The 18,049-nt window shown below is 49.8% G+C and carries 19 protein-coding genes; 6 read left to right on the top strand and 13 right to left on the bottom strand.

Annotated elements, in window-relative coordinates; all coding sequences use genetic code 11:
• Positions 1–40 precede the first annotated feature (40 nt).
• Positions 41–385: an ArsR/SmtB family transcription factor gene (locus tag Pan241w_RS20130; RefSeq protein WP_145219293.1), complete on the bottom strand. Its 345-nt coding sequence runs from the start codon at positions 383–385 to the stop codon at positions 41–43.
• Between the two features lie 58 nt (positions 386–443).
• Between Pan241w_RS20130 and Pan241w_RS20125 the strand changes: the two genes are divergently transcribed.
• Both Pan241w_RS20125 and Pan241w_RS20120 read left to right on the top strand, forming a co-directional pair.
• The gene (locus Pan241w_RS20125; RefSeq protein WP_145219291.1) at positions 444–896 is read left to right on the top strand and encodes an SRPBCC family protein; all 453 of its coding nucleotides are present in this window, start codon (positions 444–446) and stop codon (positions 894–896) included.
• Positions 897–926: 30 nt separating this feature from the next.
• A complete protein-coding gene (locus Pan241w_RS20120) occupies positions 927–1,358 on the top strand; it encodes a hypothetical protein (RefSeq protein ID WP_145219289.1) in 432 nt (143 codons plus the stop codon).
• Here the strand turns inward: Pan241w_RS20120 and Pan241w_RS20115 are convergent.
• Positions 1,342–2,643, bottom strand: coding sequence for an SUMF1/EgtB/PvdO family nonheme iron enzyme (locus Pan241w_RS20115; RefSeq protein ID WP_145219287.1), 1,302 nt, complete (start codon positions 2,641–2,643; stop codon positions 1,342–1,344). The genes Pan241w_RS20120 and Pan241w_RS20115 overlap by 17 nt on opposite strands.
• Before the next feature lie 364 nt (positions 2,644–3,007).
• Here Pan241w_RS20115 and Pan241w_RS20110 point away from each other — a divergent pair, with 364 nt between their 5' ends.
• On the top strand, positions 3,008–5,320 hold the full coding sequence (locus Pan241w_RS20110; protein ID WP_198000043.1) for a right-handed parallel beta-helix repeat-containing protein: 2,313 nt from the start codon (positions 3,008–3,010) through the stop codon (positions 5,318–5,320).
• Between the two features lie 52 nt (positions 5,321–5,372).
• Here Pan241w_RS20110 and Pan241w_RS20105 read toward each other — a convergent pair whose 3' ends face one another.
• The 6 genes from Pan241w_RS20105 to Pan241w_RS20080 all read right to left on the bottom strand — a co-directional run bounded on the left by Pan241w_RS20105 (position 5,373) and on the right by Pan241w_RS20080 (position 9,398).
• The gene (locus Pan241w_RS20105; RefSeq protein ID WP_145219283.1) at positions 5,373–5,978 is read right to left on the bottom strand and encodes a pyridoxamine 5'-phosphate oxidase family protein; all 606 of its coding nucleotides are present in this window, start codon (positions 5,976–5,978) and stop codon (positions 5,373–5,375) included.
• Between the two features lie 142 nt (positions 5,979–6,120).
• On the bottom strand, positions 6,121–6,705 hold the full coding sequence (locus Pan241w_RS20100; RefSeq protein WP_145219281.1) for a carboxymuconolactone decarboxylase family protein: 585 nt from the start codon (positions 6,703–6,705) through the stop codon (positions 6,121–6,123).
• 88 nt (positions 6,706–6,793) lie between these two features.
• A complete protein-coding gene (locus Pan241w_RS20095) occupies positions 6,794–7,375 on the bottom strand; it encodes a TetR/AcrR family transcriptional regulator (RefSeq protein WP_145219279.1) in 582 nt (193 codons plus the stop codon).
• A 142-nt stretch (positions 7,376–7,517) separates the two neighbouring features.
• Positions 7,518–7,853, bottom strand: coding sequence for a hypothetical protein (locus Pan241w_RS20090; protein WP_145219277.1), 336 nt, complete (start codon positions 7,851–7,853; stop codon positions 7,518–7,520).
• Between the two features lie 158 nt (positions 7,854–8,011).
• Positions 8,012–8,536, bottom strand: coding sequence for a YegJ family protein (locus Pan241w_RS20085; RefSeq protein ID WP_145219275.1), 525 nt, complete (start codon positions 8,534–8,536; stop codon positions 8,012–8,014).
• 244 nt (positions 8,537–8,780) lie between these two features.
• Positions 8,781–9,398 carry an SET domain-containing protein gene (locus Pan241w_RS20080; RefSeq protein WP_145219273.1) on the bottom strand — a complete coding sequence of 206 codons (618 nt, stop codon included), beginning with the start codon at positions 9,396–9,398 and terminating at the stop codon, positions 8,781–8,783.
• Between the two features lie 111 nt (positions 9,399–9,509).
• Between Pan241w_RS20080 and Pan241w_RS20075 the strand changes: the two genes are divergently transcribed.
• Positions 9,510–9,698 carry a hypothetical protein gene (locus tag Pan241w_RS20075; RefSeq protein WP_145219272.1) on the top strand — a complete coding sequence of 63 codons (189 nt, stop codon included), beginning with the start codon at positions 9,510–9,512 and terminating at the stop codon, positions 9,696–9,698.
• A gap of 10 nt (positions 9,699–9,708) precedes the next feature.
• Here the strand turns inward: Pan241w_RS20075 and Pan241w_RS20070 are convergent, their stop codons facing one another.
• The 4 genes from Pan241w_RS20070 to Pan241w_RS20055 all read right to left on the bottom strand — a co-directional run bounded on the left by Pan241w_RS20070 (position 9,709) and on the right by Pan241w_RS20055 (position 11,836).
• Positions 9,709–10,098: a DUF805 domain-containing protein gene (locus Pan241w_RS20070; RefSeq protein ID WP_145219271.1), complete on the bottom strand. Its 390-nt coding sequence runs from the start codon at positions 10,096–10,098 to the stop codon at positions 9,709–9,711.
• A gap of 81 nt (positions 10,099–10,179) precedes the next feature.
• On the bottom strand, positions 10,180–10,590 hold the full coding sequence (locus tag Pan241w_RS20065) for a DUF805 domain-containing protein (RefSeq protein WP_145219270.1): 411 nt from the start codon (positions 10,588–10,590) through the stop codon (positions 10,180–10,182).
• 252 nt (positions 10,591–10,842) lie between these two features.
• Complete coding sequence (locus tag Pan241w_RS20060) at positions 10,843–11,199, bottom strand: VOC family protein (protein ID WP_145219269.1); 357 nt, start codon at positions 11,197–11,199, stop codon at positions 10,843–10,845.
• 202 nt (positions 11,200–11,401) lie between these two features.
• Positions 11,402–11,836 carry a GNAT family N-acetyltransferase gene (locus Pan241w_RS20055; RefSeq protein ID WP_145219268.1) on the bottom strand — a complete coding sequence of 145 codons (435 nt, stop codon included), beginning with the start codon at positions 11,834–11,836 and terminating at the stop codon, positions 11,402–11,404.
• Positions 11,837–13,067: 1,231 nt separating this feature from the next.
• On the opposite strand from Pan241w_RS20055, the gene Pan241w_RS20050 reads away from it, so the two are divergent.
• Positions 13,068–13,781, top strand: a complete 714-nt coding sequence (locus tag Pan241w_RS20050) for a methyltransferase family protein (protein ID WP_145219267.1) — start codon at positions 13,068–13,070, stop codon at positions 13,779–13,781.
• Between the two features lie 141 nt (positions 13,782–13,922).
• On the opposite strand, the gene Pan241w_RS20045 is transcribed toward Pan241w_RS20050, so the two are convergent.
• Positions 13,923–16,667: a hypothetical protein gene (locus tag Pan241w_RS20045; RefSeq protein ID WP_145219266.1), complete on the bottom strand. Its 2,745-nt coding sequence runs from the start codon at positions 16,665–16,667 to the stop codon at positions 13,923–13,925.
• 311 nt (positions 16,668–16,978) lie between these two features.
• Between Pan241w_RS20045 and Pan241w_RS20040 the strand changes: the two genes are divergently transcribed.
• Entirely contained in the window at positions 16,979–17,953 is a 975-nt protein-coding gene (locus Pan241w_RS20040) for a phosphotransferase enzyme family protein (RefSeq protein ID WP_198000042.1), read from the top strand.
• Positions 17,954–18,049 lie beyond the last annotated feature (96 nt).

The following is an 18,049-nucleotide window of genomic DNA, read 5'->3' as shown; positions in this document are numbered from 1 at the left end:
TTTCTTCACAAAAGTGATTTCGAGTACGCGTCCTGCATTTTCAGTTTTCTTCTGTCGACATTTCATCCAGCAGGTCGCCCAGTGCGTCCAGCGATCCTTCCCAGAATTCCCGGTGTTTCGAAATCCATTTCTGTGCTTCATTGAATGGCTTGATCTGCAGTTGAAAGCGGTGAACCCGTCCTTCGACGCGGCGGGAGATCAAACCTGCCTGCTCCAGAACCCGGATATGCTTTGAAACCGTGGGTTGTGCGACATCGAACGGTTTACCCAGATCACTGGCGGTCACTTCTCCCCGTTTGGCAAGCAGCGAAAGCATCTTCCGCCGTGTGCCGTCTCCTAAAGCGTGAAAAGTTCTGTCGAGTTGGTGTTGATAATGTATAGCCATATGGCTATATTAAGTCGAGTTGAGTGAATTTGTCAAGTTCAAACGAAGGGGAGAAACGATGGTTGCGGAATCTTCTGAGGAGAAACTGGTTTTGCGGCGGCATTATGCTGCGGTGCCGGAAGTCGTATTTCAGGTCTGGACAACCCCGGATTCGATGCGGCGCTGGTTTCGACCGAGTCAAGAATTTACCCATCAATTGATCGAAATCGATTTGCGTGTCGGCGGGCAATATCGTGTTTCCTTCGAATCTCCGGAGGGCATTGTTGATGTCTTAACTGGCGAATTTCTGGAAGTTGCTCCCCCACATAAGCTCGTCTATTCCTGGATCTGGGAAGAACCGAATGAGCATGCAGGGATCGAAACACAGGTCACTGTCGAGTTTCTGGAACAGGACGGAGGCACCGAACTGGTGCTGACACACGAACGATTCACGAAACCAGATATGAAAGAACGGCATCTGGGTGGTTGGAGTGGGGCACTCGATCTTTTGAGTGAGTCGTGTGATCGATAAAACAATTTCTGACTTAAGAGGAATCGACGAGTGAATTTAAAAAAAATCCTGTTGGGAACACTGGGGTACGCAGCTGTGACATTTCCACTGGCGGTGGTCTGGCATCTGGTGGCATTCAAATCGACTTATGAGCGGCTCGGGTATTTCAGTCGGGACGAACCGATCATCGCGTTTGGGTTTGCCGCAATATTCATCCAGGGGGCGATCCTGTCGTTGATCTATCCGTTTCTGTGCCGTGGACTGTCGTTTTTCAAAGGGGCCATCACCATCGCGCTGGTCATGGGCATTTATCATTGGACCATGCACGTGCTCGCGGCCGCTGCCAAGCAGAAGATCGAACCACTGTCTCTCTGGTTCGGTCTGGAAACGGCTTACCTGGCGATTCAATTCACATTAGCGGGGCTGCTGCTGGCGTTTATCTATCGCGAGTCACCACGTGTTGCAGTTAACTCAGATCCTTGACGGAACTGATACAGCGAAAACCAAGACAACGCCCGCGTGCGATGGGCGGACGTCCTCTCCGATAGGAACTGCGGCAGAGTGAGGCGGGGCCGACCCAGCTTCCGCCACGCTCACTGCGGACCAGAGTCGTGGTGCGGTTCAACGGGTTTTGTTGAGTTGCTTCCAACGTCTGATAAAAGTCTGCATCATACCAGTCACGGCACCATTGCCAGACATTGCCGGCCATATGATGCAGGCCAAAGGGAGACATTCCTAGTTGCATATTCACCGGTGCCAGTGGCAGTGTCTGAGCACGGTAGTTGACTTTCTGCCGATGCAGGCCAGCTCGGAGTCTGGCGGGCACAGGCTTAGCCTCTCCCCAGGGAAAGAGGCACGATTCCGAACCACGGGCCGCATATTCCCATTGCGCTTCTGTTGGCAGGTAACTTCCCGGAGATTCGTTGGAATTATCCAGATAACTGGTCCACAGGCGGTCGTTGGCCCATAGAGAATAGGCGTTCGCACCATACCAGGAAACCAGAATCATCGGCCAGGTTTCACAGCCGGGCAGGGGCCGCCATTCACTTTGATTTCGATGAATCAGCATGTGAATGTCGCGATCATCATCTGCATTGAGTATGAACCAGTCGGTAAGAAATTGATCAGGAACTTCACCCACCGAATTCAGGAACCGGCAATATGCGGTTGTCGAGACCGGTTCGGCGTCAATCAAAAATGAATCCAGTTCAACGAGATGCAGAGGCCGTTCATCCGCAACCGCTTCCGTCAAATCACTGCCTATCTCTACTTCTGCAGCCGGAAGTTGAAGGCATCGCATTCCATCGGTTTGCCTGCGGTACTGCTTAACCGATTTTTTAGTTTCCAGCTTTTCAAACAACCCGGATTCAAATCGGCCGGACTTCTTCCAGATACCATCCAGTTGTGAGAAAGGGATGAGCTTTGCAGAGTGAGCGTTAGTTTGTGGCTGACGAAATTGTTGACTGCTGCGGGGGAGGTTCAGTTTCAAATAGACATAAACCAGTTCGGCCAGGTCAGAAATACGAAACGGCTGACGGGTGAAAATGGATTTATGCACTGGATCGGAGGTTTCAGAAGGCAGGACGATGTTAAAATGTTCTTCCAGTTCCATCATCAATTCAACGGTGTCCAGGCTGTCACACATGAGATCTTCAAGCAGTCGACTGTCAGACGAAATTTCCGCACGAGGCATTCCCAGTACTTCGGATGTGATATCGCAAACACGGATTTCAATCTCGCTGCGACTGAGAGAAGGTTCGGCCATCATAACAGTTCCAATAAAATGATTTGGGGATTATGGCATTCACATTATACCTGTTGTATCAGGGGGATGCTGATTAATCGGGTGTAGATCTTAGCTATTTTAACTAACACGAACCGGGGCGGTTCAAATTTGTATCTGTGTATAGATGATGATCAAGGATGAGTGGAGGAAACCCCTCCTTTTTGTCGAAGTCAAAAGTGGCCTGCATTGTAATTAAGTTCGATTGTCTTCTACCTCAAGAAAGTAATAACCGAGTTTTACTATGCATGTCCGATTTCTACGCTCTCGGTCTTTACTGAGGTGCTTGACTTGCTTTACGCTTCTCTTTCTTTTTCCGGCATTCTCCTCTGCTCAGGATCCGGAATGGTTGGAAGAGGACGATTATCTTTACCGCGCCTATTTTGATTTCACAGGCATGGCCGGCGGTGTCAATGATACCGGACAGGGACTGCTGTTTGTTCCCCTGGCTCAAGATGAAGAGAGTCTGTTCTTCGCCGATCTGCGGGGAAACATCTTCGATAACTCTTCAGCTGAAGGCAATTTCGGACTCGCGTACCGCCATATGATCGACGATCAGTGGATTGCCGGCGCGTATGGATTTTATGATGTCCGCCGCAGCCAGTACGATAATATTTTCAAGCAGGGGAGTTTCGGTGTTGAGCTGATGAGCATTGAGTGGGACTTTCGGGTCAACGGCTACATTCCCAATTTGAAGCAGAAACGCGTCGACTCGCTCAGCACTGCCTATCTCAGCGGCAATAATATTGTGATGCGGGCCGGTGAAGAGCGTGCCTATTGGGGGACCGACTTTGAAGTCGGCCGTCTGCTGAAAACATTTGATAATATGAATGTGGATGCCGAATTGCGCGGCTATGTGGGCGGCTATTATTTCGATAACTCCGCCCCCGGCTTCAAAGAAATTGCCGGTCCTCGCGCCCGTGTGGAGTTTCGAATGTTTGATTTGCCATTTCTGGGGAATGGTTCACGCGTTGTGCTGGCAGGCCAGTTTCAGCATGACGAAGTGCATGGTTCTCAGGGAACGGGCTTATTGACGGTACGGATTCCTTTGCCCGGAAATGGGGACAGTCAGAAGCTGACCCGTTTCCAGCGTCGCATGGTCAACCCGATTGTGCGTGATATTGATATCGTGTTGAATCAGGCACGGGCGCCCGAAGAACATGCAAAACTGCAGCTCACCGGCCAGATGTTGAACGATGTCACAATTATCGATGCGAATACGGTGAACGCAGAAGCGGTATTCAACGCCGCGGGTTCCGACAGTGTCGTGCTGTTTGACGGAGCCGCGGGAACGATTACTACCGGCACCGGTTTTGTATTTAATAACGGCCAGCTGGCACTCGGCGGCGGTAAAAGTGTAAATATCGTGGGTTGTACTACAGGTGCGGTCACCAGCTTCAGTTATGGTTCCGAAGCGACGGTGATCGGGGGGAACGCCGCTGTTGACGTCTTTACGATGGCCGATAATTCCAGCATCGTCGGATTGAATGTTGTTGGCGGTCGCAACGGAATCTACGGGAATAATCTGAGCGGCTTTACCATCGCCTGCAATACCGTTGCGGGCGCATTCCAGGATGGCGTGCATCTGGAAGGGGATACCAACGGAAATATCACCGACAATACCTTCTACGATAATGGCTTGCCGACCTTTAATGACGGCCTGGAAATTGAAAACTTTACGGGGGGCACCATCAGCGGAAACCTCGCATATGATAACGAATATGGATTTTATATCCAGACGGTCAGCGGCGGAACGATCAGCAATAATACCGCCGAATACAATAGCTACGACGGTTTCGACATCGATGAATTTAACGGGGGCACATTTACGGAAAACCTCGCACAGTATAACGGCGAAGATGGATTTTATCTCGACGGCGATGTCAACGGCGGTGTCTTCTCAAACAATATCGCCCGCCATAACGACAACTTCGGATTTAACATGGACGGGATGACCGGGGGAACCTTCAGCGGCAACCGCGCGGAGGACAATGACTACGCCGGTTTCGCGTTTCTTGATAGCGTCACCGGGGGCACGATCTCGAATAACGTGGCATTACGAAACGACGACGGGTTTTATTTCGATGACGTCGTCACCGGGGGCACCTTCACAGGAAATATCGCCAATCAAAATAGATACAATGGATTCTATTTCTCGAACGCTGTCTCCGACATGACATTTACTCAGAACAGTGCAGCACACAACGGCGTGAATGGGATCAAATTTGACACAATTTCTTCCGGAGCCTTGATCAGCGAGAATACGGCAATCGCCAACGACGATGACGGATTTGACTTCACAACCGTCAACGGAGGTATGATCGTGAATAATACGGCCTCGGGCAACCTGGAAGACGGCTTTGATTTTGATGATGATTTCATCAGTGGTGTATTCAGCAACAATACCTCTATCGGCAATGCCTTTAACGGCTTCGATTTCGCTAATCCGATTCAGGGGGGCACCATTAGTCAGAACAGTGCCCAGAATAACTCGGGCAACGGTTTCGAAATTGATGTCTTCAGCGGTGCCAACACGGCGACCTTCTCTGAGAACTCTGCCACCAATAATGCAGGGAGTGGCTACAATGTTATTTCGGGAACTCCGCAGAATGGTGTAGGTACAAATACCGGTTCTGGTAATGGAAGCGACGATGATTTCTGATCATCAGGAAGCAGTAGGGACTGGGGGACTGCTTTCCTCAATGGCCAGGTTCTCAGCCTTTCTCGAACCTGGCCATTTTTTCTTTTAAAGAATGGTTCTCTTCCTGCAATGACTGAATCAGCGGTAATACTTCATTCCCGGGAAGTCGCTGATGAAGATGTTGCGGGCAGTTCATATCCCAGGCTTCAACAGAAAACAGAATGGCACGTTCGACTCGCGCAGGGTAAGCGGCATCTTGAAGCTGCTCAATCAAATCAGGATCGTCTTCGATCACATGGGCGGTGCCCCAGATTTTAATGCGGCGGCGATTGACATAATCCATCAAGAACAGAAACGCCTGCGGATTTTCTGCCAGATTACCCAGACTAATATATTGCCGATTGCCGGCAAAGTCGGCGAATCCCAGCGTGGTTTCGTCGATGACTTTGAGAAAACCGGGACTGCCACCCCGGTATTGGATGTAAGGCTGTCCGGACTGGCTGGCAGTACCCAGATAAAACATGTCCAACTCCGATAGAAATGCGGCCAGCTCGGTTGTGATCTTCGTCTGCCAGCCAAACCCCTGTTCCATTCTGGCATACTGCGAACGCGATCCCTTGCTGGATTGGATTGCTTTGACCGAGGGCGTAAAAGCAATATCACTGGCAGGTTGATTCATGGCTGGTTTCTCTTTAACGGACTGGAAAAAAAGCCGGGGCTGGCAAATTACTCCACAAGCCCCGGCATTAGCAACAGAACGTGACGATTCTGACTGACGACAGAGAAAACTTCGCATCAGTCGAGCAATCGTCTGCCGTTCATTAAGAACAGGTTGATCCTTCTGTCTGGCAGCACGCAGCACCGTGAGAATCCAGCGGTTCGACTTCAGGGAAGTCGATCTCCGTTTGTGCCATGTGATTGAAGTAGTTGGTGAAGATGTTCAACGCCACATTCGCCACGACCTCGGCAATCGCGGGATCATCATGGCCAGCACGACGCACATCCTCTAGATCCTGATCAGAAACGAACCCCTGTTTCTCCAGAATCTTACGGGAAAACTTCAGCAGGGCATCGGTGGCTGGATCGGTATCAGAACCGCTCCGACTTTGCTGAATCTGTTCCGGTTCCAGTCCCACCATTTTGCCAAGCGTGGCATGAGCCGCCAGACAGTAGCCGCACTGGTTGGACTCGCCGACGGTTAACGAAATCTGTTCTCGATGTTGTTTCGAAAGCGATCCTTCGGCTAAGGTGCCGCTGAATTTCAGATAGGCATCCAGGACGGCCGGGGAATGCGCCATCGTACGCATGAGGTTGGGGGTCATTCCCAATTGGGCCTGAACGCCTTCCAATAACGCTTTCGATTTTCCTTCGGCTGCTTCGGGGGCAATGGCGGTTAAACGTGGCATCGTAGTTCTCCTTCAAAAAATGTGAAAAGTGGTTAATTGTATTAATACAGACAGGTCTGTATAATTGCTGCAAAATAAAAATGAAACTCTATTTCCGTTTCGCTTTGGCAATCAGCATGTAAGCTGCTTCTTCGGCAATCTGTGCTGCTTCCGAATTGCCTTCACTGACTGAGGTGACAATGGCCCCTTCGACCAGGACAGAAATCGCGGGAGCGACTGCAGCGGCCTTAGGCCCTTCTGTTTCAATAATAATCTCCGTTAACTGGTCGCGAAATCGTCGTTTGTGTTCGGTGCAAAATACCGACGCGGCATGCCGTGGATCGGCTAGCTCAGCGGTGGCATTGATAAAGGAACAACCCCGGTAATCCGGGCACTCAAACCAGTCTTTCAGGGCTGCGAAAAACGCTTTGAGCGGATCCAGACCCCGAGACTGATGCTCCATCATCTGTTGCTTCATAAACAAGTCAAACTGTTCTTCGCGATACTTCAACACCTCCAGAATCAGTTCGTCCTTGGATGAGAAATGGTTGTACAAGGTCATCTTGGCGACCCCCGCTTCAGCGATCACCCGGTCAATTCCCACGGAGCGAATCCCCTCTGCATAAAACAACCGTTCGGCTGTTTCCAGAATTCGTTTACGGGCACTGGATGGTCGATGTGTTTTACTCATATTGTAAATATACAGACCTGTCTGTTTTTGTCAAGCGGCTTTTCTGAAAAAATAAAAACATGCTTCGGACGTGCAGGTAAGTCATTCCTCTGGTTCATCGAACCAGAATTCTTTTCTAATGATCAACTTGATTGATCTGAAATTATTTCAATTCATCAGAATCGAAGTGATTGATTGTCGGATGGAACCACTTGCGATCAATCATAATTAATGGGGAGAAGAAGTAACCCAGTTCATTGCCTCGGCTGACATATTCTCCCCTGATATTTTTGAAACGGGCCTGAAACCGACAACCCTTGGGATTCCAGATCGAAATATCGGATACCGACAGCCCAATACTTCGATATCGATAGATTCCGGACTGACTGAAGTAGTAGCCTCCCAGGCAGGAGAGCGTGATGTAAATTCCCACATAGCTCACGAAAAAAACGAGAGCGGCAATCAGCGATTCACGTAATAGTTTACGTCGATCTTTCAAAGTCTGTCTTCACCTCTTGATATAAGGTTGAGGCCAGAGAGGTACGTTCTCCTGCTTCTTGCGAGATGAAACTTTATGGTAGCAATTCGGGAATTCGAACTGCAAGCAGAAAATATAATTTCACGTTCTTAGGTCGGTAGTTGTATTTCCGGGACAGTTTACTCAATTTTGAAAGGTAAACCCTGCTCAAATTCCTGTCTCTCTTTGTCAGGCAAATGATCTCGCAACGCGCGCACGGTGTATCCACCGACCAGTTTTCCGTTTTCAACGTACATCCAGTCAGAGATTTGATTTTTGGGAGTACGCACTTCATCTCCCAAAATCATGGTTTTGATTTGATAAGGATCATTATCCAGCGTTCCAATATATTCTTCATCACTAAAGCTGACCGGCGTCGTCCAGACATGCTCTTGATGCTCGCCCTCTTTGATCAGTACTTTGACTGAGAAGTCAGATTGGGAAGGTTTTGACTCTTTGAACGCAGCCTGGAATTGATCGAAGGTTGACCGCGCTGTTTCAATCGCGGCCAACATTTTAGGATCGTCTGCTTTGATGTAGGTGATGGCAGGTTCCCCTTCGCGTTCGACCGTTTCACCCGTTTGGGGAGCCTGGCTTTCACAACTGGCACACAGCCCGCATGCCACCAGAGAGAACGCGAAACAGATCGTTCGAGAAAGTGTCATCTTCTTGATCCTGAAAGAGCAATGTATTCTTAGATGTGTTTGCTCAACGGTCCTTTGTCCACGATTCAAACGACATACGAGAGCGCATCACATTTTACCATAGCGTGCCTCAATCTAATCTACTCGGTCCAAATCGCTTTGAAGACGCTACAGTAAAACTGGACACAGTCTAACACAATCCAGGTCCTGTGTCAGGTATGCCTCCGTTGACGTGTGGAGAAAAACAGTCGGTTCAACAAAGGCCTCAGTGATTCAGCATTTCAGGATGTTTTTCTTCTTCACCTTGGTAGTAGTTCGTCAGAATCGATTTCATCTCCCGGTTGCCTTTCGAGATTTCTATAATTTCATTCCACATTTCTTCGCTGAGCAATTCCTGTAAGGGTTGATCCAGGCGGGGAATGCGATGAAACACCTTCAGCAGTTTCTTGTCCCAGATTTTATAGTACTTGATTAAATCGTTGGGATAGACGATTTTGCGGCGGGTCCCTTCGTCAATGCCTCGGAAGGGAGTGGGAATATTCAAATAGCCGTAATCGTCGGTCAGCTGTTCGCCCGGGTGAATGTCCCGGATGGCGATTTCAAAGTCGTAAGCGGTCGTCAGGCAGTTCGAATTGAAACTGTGGTTGACGTAGCGGCCGTTGTCCCAGCATAAAACCAGATTCCCCTGGTTATTGCGAAACGAATACGTATCCAGAATGTTCTGGTAGATCTCTTCCATCGACTGAAATTCGAGGGAGCTGAACTCGCGGTCCAGTTTATCCAGGACCCAGGTGATGGAGCCGGCGGGGATGAAGTCGGTGGCCACAACGCCGTAGCCGATTTCGTTACTGATGAATTTGAGCTCGGTTTTGGGGTGTATCATTGTTTGTTTCCTGACCCGATAACGGGCGAATACACGAACGGAAATGTCTCGGCGACAGCCCCCTTTTCAGGACTAGCCACCAGACGGAATGTCATTTCACGGAGCACCTCTTTGTTAGATGATTATTTTCAGGAAGATATATACCGTGAGGACAGGGCTTTGCACAGCGCCCACATGAACAATTTCCACGAATCCGGAAAGGATTTTCAGCCAGGCGGGCGGGGATTGAAGGACAAAGCACAAAAAATGATGGCCAGGCTGGCGCGCAAGGATGGCAGGGGGGATCGCTTTAGTTCTTGACCCTGGTTGACTAAACCGAGGGAGCGACTTTGGGGTTGGGGCCATACTCGTTGACTCCCGGTTCCCCGTCCAGAACCATCAGTACAAACATGACCAGAGTTCCGATTCCAGGAATCAGCCCGATAAACAGCCAGAGGGCACTCCGGCCGGTATCATGCAGGCGGCGAACCGTTACGGAGAGTTTGGGCATCAATACCACAAACAGGTAGCAGAGTAACGTGCCAAAGCCCAGTCCGGACGGCAGTTCGGATTCGCTCAGCAGATTGCCAAATAACGTTCCCACGACAAAACTCAAAACGGTGAAGAGTGTGTCGAACAGGGTAAACATCCAGTATTCCATGCGCTGGGCGCGGCCATTGAGAACGGCGTATTTTTTCAGGACTGTCAAATACCAGTGCATGCTTTTCTCTCTTGAATATCGAATCAGAAGAGGCGCAGAGTCATCCCGCACAGGAATGCTCTGCACCTCATGAATTCATGATTACGAATTATGGGGCTGTGCCGATTGAGGAAAGCTCAATTCAGGCTCTGTTGCCAGTTTGGGATTCGGTCCGTAAGAGTTCGCTTCCGGATCGCTGTCCAGAATTGTGAACACAAACAGGACGAGTGCACCAATAAATGGTACCAGAGAGACCAGTACCCACCAGCCGCTACGGTTGGTGTCATGCAGACGTCGTACGGTGACCGCCAGACTGGGTAAAAAGATAAACAGCGTATACAGTGCAGGCAGGCTCAGGGCGAACAGACCATTTCGTCCCCCGATGAGTCCCCCGACCAGACCGACTGCAAAGGAGATGATGATATTAAACAGGAAGAACATCCAGTATTCTTTTCTGCGTGCCCGTCCACTGAAATCCGCATATTTGTTGATGACTGCCAGGTACCAGTTCATGTCGTAACCTTTCGTTTCACTCGTGATTTGATTCTTGGAAAAGACTGATAGATGAGCGAACGCCTTTTCGCGACGACTTCGAAGCTGTCACAAAACAGCCCGACGATCTGGGTGAAAAGTAGCTTACGAAAGTGTACGGGAATGGATCTGTTCAGATTTTCAAAGGAAATCGAAAGAGTGAGAGTGGAAATATACTGGTTATACTGACTGCACTGTTCGCGAAGGGATGAGGGATTTCACTCAGGCTGGGGCTTATTGTGGATCAGACCAGACACCGAATTCATTACCCGAGGGCTCGGTGAATTGAAACCGTCTGCCGCCGGGAAAGGAGAAAATCGGTCTGATAATGGTTCCGCCGGCTGCTTCGACTTTCGCCTGGGTCTCTTCCAGCTGCTCACTATAGAAAACTAAGAGTGCGCCGCCGTTCGCGGTAGTGGAGCACAAATCTGCTTTGAAAAATCCACCGTCCAGTCCTTCGTTCGAGAAAGCGGTATACTCGGGACCATAGTCAGTAAACGACCAGCCAAAGGCGGCTTCGAAAAAGGCTTTCGTGGCCGCCAGATCGTTGGACGGGAATTCGACGTAGTTAATTTTTTCATGTGCGGGCATGAATGGTGTTCCTGATTGATTAAATTTGACTGAGTGCCAGGTTGTGTTGATTCAATCACTTTGTTGATGATTTCCCAAACGGAATGACCTATTAGCCGAAGGGCGTTAGCCCCGGTTCTTACTCAGTCCGTATTAAAACACACATCGTAAAGTATTTCTTTTACAAAGACGAATTGAAAAAAGAAACACGACCTGGAGGAAATTAAGCCGTAAACTGCATTCTGATTAACGGGTTCCCCGTGGGCTCATGAATGGACTCCGATAACGGCGTAAAACCGTAACGCTGATAAAAATGACGTCCAATACGGTTGGCTTCAAAAACTTCGACTTCCAGGTCGCCGCGTAATTCCTGTGCCTGGTCCATCAATGCTTTCCCGGCACCCGTGCCATGAAATTCCGGCTGGACAAAAATCGCACCGACTTCGTTCCCCAGTAAGGCGATAAAGCCGATGACCTGTCCCTCCTGCTCAATCACCCAGGTTTCAGCATTGGGTAGATACAGATTGGGGATATTATCGCGTTCCTGATCGAGAAATTCCTCTGTCATAAACGGATGGGCCAGCCGGGTCGCATTTTCCCAGGCCGCTAAGACGGCGTCCAGATCTTCAGCCCGGTATTCGCGAACAATTCGATTCATGTGAGTTCCTGATAAGTGATTGAGAAAAGAGATCCCTGATTCGAGACGGATGATGATAAGCTGACGACACGCATAAGGCGAACAGGTTCGGTCTGATTATTAAAATTTCTCAAACGGCCAGGGGGCTTTCATTCCGGAACCGATTCTCTCGTACTTTTGGTTCCTGGAACCTTTGTTTGTTTGCATGCAGATTCATCGCTGCTGTTTTTCGTTTCGGCTACATGGTTTTGTTATACCGTCATTATGGATGAGCGTACTTGGTCGGAGATCCTGCTACTCGCCGTTTAACATGGCAATGTGGGAGCATTGATCTTAGGTCTGCGATACCTCGTTCTGTGACCCGTGTGTATTTTACATAGAGAACGCGTAGCGTCGAGAATCGTGACAGTTGACAAAGACCACTGTCACTCAACTCAGTTAATGTTAGGATAAGACGCTGAATTCGCGGCATTTCCGGCAACTGAGCGATACAGTCATCTGTGATTGTGGTCCGTGAAAGATCCAAAAATGATGCATGTAGTTTTCGCATGCGGGTGAAATGAATGCCTGTGATTTGACTGCCATAGAGTGAAAGCCAGTCGAGCGAGTGATGATGTTCTAAATTTGGCAGGTGCACTGCAACTCCGGGATACGCATGAAGCAGCAGGCGCGTCACGGACGTCGCGCGTTCTAAAGCGGCGACAGCAGCACTCGTAGGAGGGCAGTGGGGGACATGTAGATGATCAAACTCACCAAGCGGTGTCAATGAGTGATTCTGTGGGAAACAATCTGGGGGTGTCAGCGCTCTTAGCGCGTTCAGCGCCGATTCTGAGATCGGAGATTTGGCAAGCTGATCCCAAGCCTCTGCCACACGTAGTTGGTGTGGGTTTGAATCATTGGGAGATTGATTTGTGATCGTAGCCACAGCTGGCCCTGCAGATGCTTGCAATATAACTATATGAGAGACAAAATATGATTCTGTCTCAATCTATCAGGATTTCTGTCTCTTATCAATTGAAACTTTATCGGCTTGCGTTCACAGCCAGGCCGAACCTGAAACTAACAGAGTTGGATCAGTTTATTGCTGGGCCGATGGTCGCCAGGAATGTGTCCGACAACCGGCAACACGACATTGACCTAGGATTCAATGCGATTTATGCTAAGCCGAAGACGGCGAAGCCAGTTCCCTGGCTGATTTCGTTCATCCTGAAACAAGCGATTGCTCGACAACTGCGAGAAATGAGAAACGTTCATGACTGCTGCCAGCGGCTCGGACAAACCGCCACATGGAATCAATCGCCGCCGAGTGGTTCTGGGACTATTGGGCCTGCCTGTATTCATTGCCCTGTTTATGTTCCTGCCTGCTGGCACATGGGCGTGGCCGAAAGGCTGGTTGTTCGTCCTCATTCTGCTGGGCGTCATTTCAGCAGTATTTCTTGTTCTTCAGCGTGTGAATCCGGAAGTCATCGTTGCCAGAAGTCGCTTCCACGAAGGAACAAAACCCTGGGACAAGATTCTACTCAGCTTTTACTTTCCAGCGATGGCGGCCGTCTTACTCGTGGCGGCTCTGGATGATAGTCGATTCCACTGGTTCCCGGTCCCGTGGTGGGTTTGCGGTGTCGGCTACGCTTTGCTGCTTGCCGGAATTGGAATCGTCACTTGGGCCGAAGGTGTGAACAAATTCTTTGAAGTCACCGTGCGGATTCAAACGGATCGGGGGCATTCGGTGATCGACACCGGCCCCTATGCCATCGCCCGGCATCCCGGTTATGTCGGGGGCATTCTCCATGCCATTGGCATGGCACTGTCGTTGGGCTCTTTGTGGGCATTGATTCCTGCGGGCTTGGCTTCAATAGTGTTGATCGTGCGGACCCAGTGGGAGGACCAGACGTTGCAGGAAGAATTGAACGGGTACAAGGAATACGCAATGAGGGTTCGGTACAAGCTGATTCCGGGCGTATGGTAAGGATAAAAGATCATTTAGCGGAAATAAAGGGGTCAGGACTCATTAAATAAGAGTCCTGACCCCTTTTCATCGCCCGGTGACAATTAAGTTGAGGGTTACACTCTGTGCAACCACTATTGAAATGGCTCATGATCGCGTTTTTTATCGCAAAAGAAGTTCCAAATCAGGTCGCTGAGTTTTCAATGGGGCAAGATCGTTTACGTTGATGCTCGCTGGGATGATGAGCGTTTTCAGGCCCGGTAACAATCGCAACTGATTCAAACCGGCTGCGGTGATTTTGGTATCATGAATGTCCAGGACTTCCAGACTCCACATGGCAGTCAGTTCAGACAGGCCGGCGTCGGTAATCGGATTTCCCCACAGCGACATCCTTTTGACATCCTTCAGAATCCCAATTCCATCGAGTTGTCGATCGGTGATTCCGGTCTCTGCCAGATAGAGGCGATCAATTTTTCCAGCCCAGCGAAGATTTTTGATGAGGTCGTCGGTGACGGGATGACCTTCGAGATGCACGTAGGTGATCCCGCTGAATTGAGCCTGTTTGATTTTCGCCCCTGCGGCTTTCAGTTTCTCTGCAATCTCTTTGAGTCGTTTTGTGGGGTCGCCATACTTTTGCGGTTTTGTTTTGGGGGTTGGGGCCAGACTGGGAATGTCTTGCTGCGGTAACCGTTGTAGTTCTGCTTTCAGGTTCAAGTCATTCGAAAGCGACTGAGTGAGCGTTTTGCCGACCGCCTTCGGCCTGGTGATCGAATCAGTGAAGTCGGCGCGGTTACTGACTTGTAGTGTCCCCGGGACTCGACTTGTTGCGCGGTGTAATCCACCGGGTGATCCGTTCACGAAACCGGATTTCGTTTTAATCAACCAGTCATCAGAACCGTAAAAGAGAAACAACTCTGCCTCCAGATCACCAGTTAGAGTCTGTTCAAAGCCGACAGAATCACTGACTGTCCCGACCGATTGACGTGGATTTCCTGGTGAACCTGCGATGAGAAGTTGACCGGGGTGAAAGAGAAGTCTTGGCGACTCGCGAAACGAAGTCGCTCGCGAGTAAAGCGTCTCATTTTTTTCCAGGTCGAAGAAGCTCAGCTTGCCGCGGTTCGGAAGGTATCCGGCAATGCTGCCACTCACGTTCCAGAAGAGATGTTGCCCGGATAAGTCAGCGCGGCTTTGTTCGAGATTGTCGATTGCCAGTAAAGAAGTCGTGTCTTGCCTGGTCGACCCGTTGGTTGTCAATTTGTTTCTGATCCACTTGTAGACAGTTGCTGAAATCAAATTCCCTAACGGATCAACGCCGCCGACTCCGATCCCTGGATCAGGAAACATCCTCGTTTGCAGCGACTCTCCAGTCTTGGCATCGATCACTCTGATCTCGTCAATGCCGGCTCTTCCATCGTTTCCTGTTGTCAGTGCAGCGACGATTTTCGACTCATCTGAGCTCCAACCGGCGTAGATGACTGCTTTGCTCGATCTGGCATAGTCTCGTTCAATTTTACCAGTCTGAAGATTCCAGATGAGGATCCCTCCTCCGTTTCCGTCATACCAGTCTCCCGTTGAGATGAGCACGTGTTGCCCATCTTTAGAAAACTGAGCAGACGTGAATGCCCCTTCAAAGTAAGAGTCTCCTTTTTTTCTTTGCAGTGATTGCAGGACCTTGCCTGAGGTCAGGTCCATAATTCTTAATTCGTTTTCCTTAAGAAGTACTTTGTCTTCTGTTGGATGAAAACATCCGTAGTCGATATTCTTCAAATGATATTTCAACTCCCCCTGTTTCAGATCCCAGATTGCACTCGGTTGCCCAGGATCTCCCCAGCCTGATTTGCCTGTCAGCAGCCAGCGACCTGATGGAGAGAATGCCAGGGGAAGATGGTTTGCTGCCGCAAACAACGACGTCTGGGTGGGGATCTCAATCGTAGGAGAATCCGGTAACGGGCCATGCAGGCTTATGGTTTTCTGCTTCGAATCAACGTGCAACCGCCAATGATTCCTTGTGACCCACCAGCGATTGTCTGCTGATGATTGATAGGTCGGCCATTCGTCTTTGGGAGGGGCTTTTTCATGCCGATCCAGGGACCAGAGTTCAACGTTTCCCTGGGGGTAATTCAGCAAAATATCATCATTCACAAAGGATGCATAAAGTGCAGTTCGTGGAATGGAGAGCAAGGGAAGTACGGACGCTGTCTCCCAGACGATCACGCGCGGCGTGTACCAGAATTCGCCTGATCCTATGGTTAGAAATTTGCTGCCATCGTCGTTGAACTCAACGGTGTGAATTCTATTGGGAGAACAGAACCGTTGTTGTATCTTACCTGTTTTTAGATTCCATAGAATTCCAATGTTACCAGAACCTGCTAACAAAAATTGTTGATCAGGTGAGATCTTCGCTGCGCTGATTTCCCCCTCTGTCGGAAATTCGCTAAGAGTTTCCCCTGTTTCCAGATTCCAGACACGAATCGTTTCTGGTCCGCAGGAAGCGACGAAAACTGGCTGCCCGTCGTTGATCAACAGGATGTTAGAATAATTGGAGTATTTATACTTCACGAGGTCGATATCGCGAATGACGTCTCCACTCTGCTGATTCAACAGCCTCACCATCTCTGATGATTTCAATAACAGGCGACCGTCTTGCAAGAACCTTGCAGAGAAATTTCTGGTATTGAACGGATACTGCCGCAACGCCAGTCCCGTTTTCACATCCCACAAAACAGCACTTGCCTGGTGCCTCGTCAGCAGATGTCCTGATTCAGGGTCATAGTCGTCAACACGATCGGCAGAAGCAAGCCCCCATTGCTGAATAAAGAGTTCCTGTTCCTCAGCGCAAGAATTATTTGCAAGAGTGGCGATGCACAAAATCAAGCTGATTTCCAGAGTACGATTCCAGAAACGCATCTCACACTCCCTAAAAAGTAAATGTAGTGCCATGTCTAGCTTCAAATGCCATATGACAATCTATGTTCGCCGCTCTCTTGGTAAATTGTAACGTGACATAATGAAATGGACAAATCAGATCGAGATCCACAGTAGGGTTGGTGTGTAAAGCGGATGAAAAGGGGCAGGATTCATTAAATCAGAGTCGCCAGGATCTCGGCAATGAGTCACAATTGATCAAGGCGGAAAGAAAGTTTTGTATGGCACACCTGTCTTATAATTAATAGTGGCTGTCGGGCAGGCGAGGTCGAGAAATGGCACAAGGAACAACTATGCGAGAGTTTCAATCACTTACGAAACGCGGGCAGCTTGGCAGATACCGCAGGGCCCTTTGGGATGCGCTTGCAGACTACCCGATCCATGTGAAGTCCATTCGCCTCGTCTCTGACGGATCCAGGCCCGTGTTTCGAGTGGACACGAACGCTTGCAGCTACGCAGCAAAATTCCAGAACCCCCAACAGCATGTGCTCTCGCAAATGTACGGAGAATTACAGTTTCTCGATTATCTCTCTCAGCACACCAATTTACGAGTCGAATCCCCTTTGGCCAATATCCGTGGAGCGTTGATTACCCAAATCAACAGTTGCTGGCTTCCGGAGCGAGCACATCTTGCACTCACCCGTTGGCTCTCCGGCCGCCACCTGGAGAACGCGCCAACCGCACGTTCCTACCACTGTCTGGGACGTTGTGCTGCCGAACTCCACAAGGCGTCTCAATCGTTCCGACCGCGAAACGGATTTCAGATTCTGACCAATGATCGCGTCTACTACTGGGACAAAGAAACGATTTTGTCCCGACGCGATCGAAGTCTGCTTCCCAAGAAACGTCAGGAATTGTTTCGCACAGGGACGAAACGCGCCCAGCGAGCAATTCAACGACTCTGGAAAAACGGGAAGCCAACCGTCATTCACAACGACCTGCATCCCTGCAACATCAAGGTCCATCGCCAGCGCCTGGGCTTGTACGACTTCGAAGACATTACCTGGGGGTTCCCCGAACAGGACATCGGCACGGCCATGTATCACATAAGGTTCAGCGATGACTACGAAACGCTACTGAATGCCTTTCGGCGCGGCTACGAGGAACTGCTCGACTGGCCGCTCACATCATCGAAGCAACTCGACAGCTTCGTCATCGCCCGCCTGCTGATGTTTGCGAACTACGTCGTCAATTCAAACATCCGCCCGAAACAGCACCTGCCCCGATTTGAGTCAAAACTGACCGCACTCCTGGGAGGGGGGACATAAATTTAAGGTTACTGGAACCTTTGAACGACTCCGGAACGTCGATTAATTGAACAGGGTTTTCTATCCAGTGTTGATTTTGACTGGTTTGATGAAGAT

Origin of the sequence: Gimesia alba (genome assembly GCF_007744675.1) — a bacterium.
GTDB lineage: Bacteria > Planctomycetota > Planctomycetia > Planctomycetales > Planctomycetaceae > Gimesia > Gimesia alba.
This window is presented reverse-complemented; position numbering and strand designations above follow the sequence as displayed.

Coding starts and splice junctions, on each gene's coding strand:
- Pan241w_RS20130 (WP_145219293.1), bottom strand. CDS start 385: ATGGCTATACATTATCAACACCAACTCGACAGAACTTTTCACGCTTTA.
- Pan241w_RS20125 (WP_145219291.1), top strand. CDS start 444: ATGGTTGCGGAATCTTCTGAGGAGAAACTGGTTTTGCGGCGGCATTAT.
- Pan241w_RS20115 (WP_145219287.1), bottom strand. CDS start 2,643: ATGATGGCCGAACCTTCTCTCAGTCGCAGCGAGATTGAAATCCGTGTT.
- Pan241w_RS20105 (WP_145219283.1), bottom strand. CDS start 5,978: ATGAATCAACCTGCCAGTGATATTGCTTTTACGCCCTCGGTCAAAGCA.
- Pan241w_RS20100 (WP_145219281.1), bottom strand. CDS start 6,705: ATGCCACGTTTAACCGCCATTGCCCCCGAAGCAGCCGAAGGAAAATCG.
- Pan241w_RS20095 (WP_145219279.1), bottom strand. CDS start 7,375: ATGAGTAAAACACATCGACCATCCAGTGCCCGTAAACGAATTCTGGAA.
- Pan241w_RS20085 (WP_145219275.1), bottom strand. CDS start 8,536: ATGACACTTTCTCGAACGATCTGTTTCGCGTTCTCTCTGGTGGCATGC.
- Pan241w_RS20080 (WP_145219273.1), bottom strand. CDS start 9,398: ATGATACACCCCAAAACCGAGCTCAAATTCATCAGTAACGAAATCGGC.
- Pan241w_RS20070 (WP_145219271.1), bottom strand. CDS start 10,098: ATGCACTGGTATTTGACAGTCCTGAAAAAATACGCCGTTCTCAATGGC.
- Pan241w_RS20065 (WP_145219270.1), bottom strand. CDS start 10,590: ATGAACTGGTACCTGGCAGTCATCAACAAATATGCGGATTTCAGTGGA.
- Pan241w_RS20060 (WP_145219269.1), bottom strand. CDS start 11,199: ATGCCCGCACATGAAAAAATTAACTACGTCGAATTCCCGTCCAACGAT.
- Pan241w_RS20055 (WP_145219268.1), bottom strand. CDS start 11,836: ATGAATCGAATTGTTCGCGAATACCGGGCTGAAGATCTGGACGCCGTC.
- Pan241w_RS20050 (WP_145219267.1), top strand. CDS start 13,068: ATGACTGCTGCCAGCGGCTCGGACAAACCGCCACATGGAATCAATCGC.
- Pan241w_RS20045 (WP_145219266.1), bottom strand. CDS start 16,667: ATGCGTTTCTGGAATCGTACTCTGGAAATCAGCTTGATTTTGTGCATC.
- Pan241w_RS20040 (WP_198000042.1), top strand. CDS start 16,979: ATGCGAGAGTTTCAATCACTTACGAAACGCGGGCAGCTTGGCAGATAC.